The following is a 6,000-nucleotide window of genomic DNA, read 5'->3' as shown; positions in this document are numbered from 1 at the left end:
AATCACCCTGGCGCGGGGTGGAGCAGCCCGGTAGCTCGTCAGGCTCATAACCTGAAGGCCGCAGGTTCAAATCCTGCCCCCGCAACCAAATCTTCCCCATCTCTATCATATCTAACTGGCCGAAAAGCCTCGCTTATCCAAGCCAGACCGTCACTGCTCCCCACGGCTCATAACCTGAAGGGTGAGGAGGATTAGGAATTGATCCAGTGAATCAATGCCCCGACGAACGGGGCAAATCCTGACCCCGCAACCAAACAGTCTCACAGCCATTCCATTAAGCCCGCTAACATAGCGGGCTTTTGGCGTTTAAAGACTTAGCCCACGGGAAAGGGGACTGCGTTGAAGGAAGTATGTTCTCTGGAAATCCAAGGGCCTAACAAATCGCCGAAACCTCTGCGATGAGCCAGTCGCGAAAGAGCTGTAGTGCAATGTTAGAGGCAATGCTCTCGTGGCTGCAGATGAACTTGTAGGATTCCTTGGGCTGGAAGTATTTCTCTGACACGACCCCAAGGCTGCCACGCTGCACATCGCTCTCGAGAAGCGACCGATGAGAAAACCCGATACCCTGTCCGGAACGCGCAGCCGCCAAAAGTGTGTGCTGGTCGTCGAAGAAAAGATTTGAATTGGCGGCTATATCCCCAATGCCGTGATGCGCGATCCATCGCTTCCAATCGCTCATGTCGCGATAGTGCAGGCGAGGGATATCCGGGTTGCTGAGCAAGTCTTCGGTGTTTGCCAAGCCGTCGAGGAGCGAAGGACTGCAAACCGGTACAAGCTTTTCAGTCAGCAGATCGATGCTGTAGGAGCCGGCAGGGGCATGCAGACAATATTTGATCTGCGCATCTTCTCTGTCCTGCGCGATGGAATCGATATCGAGATTGTTAAGATGAAGCTGGATGCCGGGGTTCTGTTTCAGGAACCCGGCTATCCGGCTGGCGATCACTTCCATTGAGAAGAAGGGCCCAGCCCGCACGCGGAGAATTTGTGCTCGATTGTCCTGGCCAATCAGGGTGGTTACTGCGCCGATTTCATCGAAGGCGCGGCTGCAGACTTCGGTCAACAGAGCGCCCTCTGCGGTAACGGTCACACCGCGCGGCCCTCGAATAAGCAATTGACAGCCCAAAGCCTGTTCCAGAAGCTTGATCTGATGGCTGACAGCGCCCTGACTGACCGCAAGCTCTTCCGCTGCAGCGGTGAAGCTTTGGCAATGCGAAACAGCTTCGAAGGCCCGTAGGGCTTTCAAGCTCGGCAGTCTTCTGCGGGTTGGCCTTGAACTCATGATCCTATGAATTTTTCTAATAGCATTGAATAGATCTTTTGCATTGATCGACCGCTGGCACAAGCATAATCGTCAATCAATAAAAGCTGCCCAAGGGAGTATTCCCACCGGTTCACGATCCCGATGACATGAATTGTCGGTGATCTGCGATGCCAGCAAAGGGCCAATAACAGGAGATCGGAACATGCATAAGCAATTCAAAATGGGAATGATTGCAGCGGCCATTGCTGTGCTCGGTGTTTTCCCGACCCATGCCGAGGAAATTCGCATGGGAGCTGAAGGCGCTTATGCGCCGTTTAATTTTCTCGATCCCAACGGCAAGCTGAAAGGCTTCGATATCGATGTTGGCGATGCAATCTGCGAAAAGCTGAAAGCCGATTGCGTCTGGAGCGCCAATGAGTGGAGCGGGATCATTCCTGCACTTCAGGCGAAGAAATTCGATGTCATGGCGTCGTCGATGGCCATCACTGAATCGCGCATGCAGCAGGTCAATTTCTCCAATCCTTATTACTACAACACCATGCGGTTTGTGGCGTTGAAGGAGCTTGGCCTGAAGGACGTAACGCCGGAAAGCGCCAAGGGCAAGGTCATCGGCACCCAGACCGGCTCTATCGCAGTCGATGTTTTGCAGCGTTTTTTCCCTGATAATGAGGTGAAGCTCTATCCGACGCTGGAAGAAGCCTTCCTGGATATTGAGAACGGTCGCGTGGACCTCGTGCTCGAATCCAAATTCGCGCTCAGCGACTGGATTTCGAAGGGTGCGAGCTGCTGCGAGTTTGTCGGCAACGAGTTTCTGCTGGATGGCACACTGGGCGCTGGCATGGCCTTCCGCAAGGATGACGAAGAGCTGCGCGCACGTGTCAACAAGGCGCTTGCCGAGATCATCGCGGATGGCACCTATGACAAGATCCGCGCGAAGTATTTCGACTTCGACATTAGAGAGAAGCCGAAATTCGCCAGCGAGATCTTCGGAAAGTAATTCGTTCCGACAGGACGCCTGATTTGAAGCACCACATCAGATCAGGTGTCCGCCTTGCCTGAGGGCAAGCTTTTACGGTTCGATCCGGCTTCAGCAGTTTCATTCGCGACCAATCCAGACTGGTCTTCGCCGACAAAAGAAAGGTCGACCCGTGTCCTATCGTGTTGCGATCATCGAACTCATCAATGAAAGTAATACCTTCACGCAAAATCGCACAAGCATCAGCGATTTCAGGGCGTCGCATTATTTCAAGGGCGATGAGATTCCGGCCAATTTCCGTGGCACGGGTTCGGAAGTCGGCGGCGCGATAAGGGTCGCAGATGAGAAGGGATGGACACCTGTCTACATCACTGCTGCCCATGCGGAGCCGAATGGCGCGGTGCTGGAAAGCGCGCGAGTGGAAATCACCAGTGAATGCTTGCGGCGACTGAAGGAGTCCGGGCCGTTCGACGGACTCTTCGTTGCCCTGCATGGTGCGATGGTGACGGAAACGGATCAGGATGGCGATAGCCAGTTCCTGCGTGAAATCCGCTCAGTCGTCGGTTTTGATGTGCCGATTGCCATTACCCTTGATCTGCACGCGAATATTTTCGATGAACTGGCCGATCTGGCGCAGATTGCCGTCTCATTCAGGACCTATCCTCATATCGATATGAACGAGGTTGGGGTTGAAGCCTGCACGTTGCTGGACCGGGCGATGAAGGGTGAGATTGAACCCGCTCTCGCCATCTCACGTCCGCCGATGCTGCTTGGCTGCGATGACGGTCGCACAACGGATAATGGCCCGATGTGCCGCCTGCTCGAAAGCGCGGCCCGTGAGATGCAACAGCCCGGCATCCTCAATGTAGCGATCAATGCCGGTTTCACCGACGCCGATGTTTGGGCGGCGGGACCGAGTGTCGTCGTGACCTTCGATGCGAAAAGCGTCGAGCGCCAAACCGCCCGCGATGTGGCGGAAAAGATCTGCGACGAAATCTGGGCTTATAAGGATCAATGGTCGCAGCCTCTGCCGCTCCATGAATGCATCGAACAGTTGAATGAGGCGCGGGGCGTCGAGGGCACGATTGTCGTTGCCGATTTCTCGGATAATCCTGGCTCGGGCGCCTATAGCGATTGCACCGCGTTGATTGCGGCGATGCTGGAAGCCGAAGTGACCAATGCTGCCGCGGGCGCATTGCTTGACCCGGAAGCCGTGGCCGAGATTGCAGCCAAGGCAATTGGCGAGACCATCACGGTGACGATTGGCGGCAAGTCCGACCCAACGGTTGGCGGTGGACCGCTGACGGTGAGAGGCCGTGTCATGGCGATCAGTGAGGGCAGCTTTGTCTTTGAAGGCCCGATGTTTACGGGCCTGCCCGGAACGACCGGAAAATCCGTGTGCCTGCGCGTGGACGGGATCGATATCATGATCGTCTCCGAACGGATGCAGATGCTCGATCAGAACATCTTCCGGATTGTCGGGATCGAGCCGAAAGAAAAGGCAATTGTTGCCGTCAAATCGATGCAGCATTTCAAAGGCGCTTTCGGCCCGATTGCAACGCAGATCATCGTCACCGATGCAGGCGGCCTGAGTTCGCCGGACCTGTCGAGACGCACCTATTCCCGGTTGCGACGTCCCGTTTTCCCGCTGGATGCTTTGCCGGACCGGCAACAGTAAGTGCGCTGATAAATCTATTAGAATTTTGACAAAACACGAGGAATTTGACACGGTCGAGGGAGCAATAAGGAAGGCGTTTTGCCACCGCGCAGTTCCCAGATTGATGATCATTTGTACCCAGGGATGGAATACCCGATGCAGGCAGCGCCAATTTTCGCCGGATTAAAGATCGAGGCGGCTGAAATACGAGTCATACGGTTGCCGCTGCTCGTGCCCTTCGTGATCTCCACCGGCACAATGACCGAGAAGATCATACCGGTCCTCACCCTGAAAGCGGAAGGCCTTGAAGGCTATGCCGAAGGCGTGATGGACCCCTTGCCGGATTATCTGGAAGAAACCATCTCCGGCTCGCTCTCCTTCCTGCGCGATGTGCTGCTGCCGCAGATCGTCGGAAAGCATTTCAATGGCCCGGCTGATCTGGCCGCCATTCTCGATCCGTGGCGCGGACATAGAATGAGCAAGGCCATGGTTGAAATGGCCGTGTGGGACCTGTGGGCAAAAGCGCTGAACCTGCCATTGAGCGTTGCACTGGGCGGCGTTCGCGATGCAATCGACGTTGGCGTCAGCCTTGGCATTGCCGATATTCCAACAACGATTGATCGGGTCGCGGCCTCGCTCGACGCTGGGTACAAGCGCGTGAAGCTCAAGATCAAGCGCGGCCATGACCTTGCGATGTTGCAAGCCGTGCGCGACCGCTTCCCGGAAGCCAAGCTGACCGTCGATGCCAACACGGATTACCGCCTGTCCGACCTGCCGCTTCTCAAAGCGATGGATGCTTTCGCGCTCGACTATATCGAGCAGCCGCTGGCATTCGACGATATTACCGACCATGTGCATGTGCAGGAAAAACTGCTGACGGCCATTTGTCTGGACGAAAGCATTCGCTCTTCGGTGGATGCGCGCAAGGCGCTCGTTGCACGCGCCTGCCGCGTCATCAACATCAAGGTGGGGCGTGTCGGCGGCCATAGCGCTTCGCGGGCCATTCATGATGTCTGCGCCGCTTTCGATGTGCCTGTATGGTGCGGCGGGATGCTGGAAGCAGGCATCGGACGGGCGCATAATATCCACCTGTCGACGCTGGCAAACTTCACCAAGCCGGGGGATACGTCATCCGCCAGCCGCTATTTCCCGCGTGACATCGTCAACGAACCGCTTGAAGCCGAAAACGGTCGCATGGCCGTTCCGAAAAACGGCCCGGGTATCGGTGTGACGCTCGACCGCGCCTTCCTCGAAACGGTGACGAACCATCGCGAGGAATTTGCCGCATGAGCGAGATCATCATCCGTGAACTCGCCTCTCTCGCCGAGATGAAGGATTCGGAAAATGTGCAGCGGCTTGTCTGGGGCGACGACGATCCTGTCGATGCTTCCGACTTGCTCCTTGCCATCCAGCATGAAGGCGGCCTTGTCGCCGGTGCTTTCGAGGGCGAGAAGATGATGGGTTTCATCTTCGGTTTCCCGACAGCAATGCCGGGAATTCAACACTCGCATCGTTTGGCAGTCTTGCCGGAAGCGCGAGGCCTGAAGCTAGGTGCGCGCATGAAATGGTTTCAGCGCGACTGGTGCCTTGCACGAGGCGTGACGCTTGTGCGCTGGACCTATGATCCCATTCGGGCGGTCAATGCCGGTTTGAATATTGCAAGCCTTGGCGCCACATCCTCCACCTATCATAACGATTACTATGGTCCGATGGTGGGCATCAATGCGGGGCTTCCATCGGATCGTATTGTGGCCGACTGGCAGTTGGACGATCCACGTGTTGAAGCGCGCTCTCAAGGGCAGAAGCTGGAATTTCCTGCCGATATTCGCCGTGTGGAATTTCCCGGCGATATTGATCGGCTGCTTGCGACAGACCCTGCGGCGGCCATGACGGCGCGGCTATCACTGCGCGAGACGCTGCTTGCCGCTTTTGCCGAAGGGCAGCGCATTGTCGGCTTCGATCCCAAAACACCGGCCTATCTGCTGCGCTGAGGCCAGACTACACCACCGCAAAATGCTTTTCAGAGTCTCAAAGCCCGCATCCGACCATCGGCTGCGGGCTGACTTTTTTTGCCAGAGCGCTAGTTACTTTCACGACGTGTCTAAG

The 6,000-nt window shown here is 56.2% G+C and carries 5 protein-coding genes and 1 tRNA gene; 5 read left to right on the top strand and 1 reads right to left on the bottom strand.

Annotated elements, in window-relative coordinates:
* Positions 1-11 precede the first annotated feature (11 nt).
* Positions 12-88: transfer RNA gene (locus tag FHW00_RS19035), tRNA-Met, on the top strand.
* Positions 89-373: 285 nt separating this feature from the next.
* On the opposite strand, the gene FHW00_RS19030 is transcribed toward FHW00_RS19035, so the two are convergent.
* Positions 374-1,342 (bottom strand): LysR family transcriptional regulator, encoded by a 969-nt coding sequence (locus FHW00_RS19030; RefSeq protein ID WP_445557959.1) that lies wholly within the window; start codon positions 1,340-1,342, stop codon positions 374-376.
* Positions 1,343-1,463: 121 nt separating this feature from the next.
* On the opposite strand from FHW00_RS19030, the gene FHW00_RS19025 reads away from it, so the two are divergent.
* The 4 genes from FHW00_RS19025 (at position 1,464) to FHW00_RS19010 (ending at position 5,885) form a co-directional block, all read left to right on the top strand.
* Positions 1,464-2,258 (top strand): ABC transporter substrate-binding protein, encoded by a 795-nt coding sequence (locus tag FHW00_RS19025; RefSeq protein WP_445557958.1) that lies wholly within the window; start codon positions 1,464-1,466, stop codon positions 2,256-2,258.
* A gap of 151 nt (positions 2,259-2,409) precedes the next feature.
* On the top strand, positions 2,410-3,915 hold the full coding sequence (locus tag FHW00_RS19020; protein WP_445558214.1) for a M81 family metallopeptidase: 1,506 nt from the start codon (positions 2,410-2,412) through the stop codon (positions 3,913-3,915).
* A 135-nt stretch (positions 3,916-4,050) separates the two neighbouring features.
* Positions 4,051-5,184: an o-succinylbenzoate synthase gene (gene menC / locus FHW00_RS19015; RefSeq protein WP_078339845.1), complete on the top strand. Its 1,134-nt coding sequence runs from the start codon at positions 4,051-4,053 to the stop codon at positions 5,182-5,184.
* A complete protein-coding gene (locus FHW00_RS19010; protein ID WP_078339844.1) occupies positions 5,181-5,885 on the top strand; it encodes a GNAT family N-acetyltransferase in 705 nt (234 codons plus the stop codon). Before menC ends, FHW00_RS19010 begins: the two co-directional genes overlap by 4 nt.
* Positions 5,886-6,000: the final 115 nt, after the last annotated feature.

It is taken from the genome of Ochrobactrum sp. P6BSIII (assembly GCF_014138065.1).
Taxonomy (GTDB): Bacteria; Pseudomonadota; Alphaproteobacteria; order Rhizobiales; family Rhizobiaceae; genus Brucella.
This window is presented reverse-complemented; position numbering and strand designations above follow the sequence as displayed.

What these genes read in the sequence shown, in the direction of transcription:
- FHW00_RS19025 (WP_445557958.1), top strand. Translation starts at nt 1,464, where the DNA reads ATGCATAAGCAATTCAAAATGGGAATGATTGCAGCGGCCATTGCTGTG.
- menC (WP_078339845.1), top strand. Translation starts at nt 4,051, where the DNA reads ATGCAGGCAGCGCCAATTTTCGCCGGATTAAAGATCGAGGCGGCTGAA.
- FHW00_RS19010 (WP_078339844.1), top strand. Translation starts at nt 5,181, where the DNA reads ATGAGCGAGATCATCATCCGTGAACTCGCCTCTCTCGCCGAGATGAAG.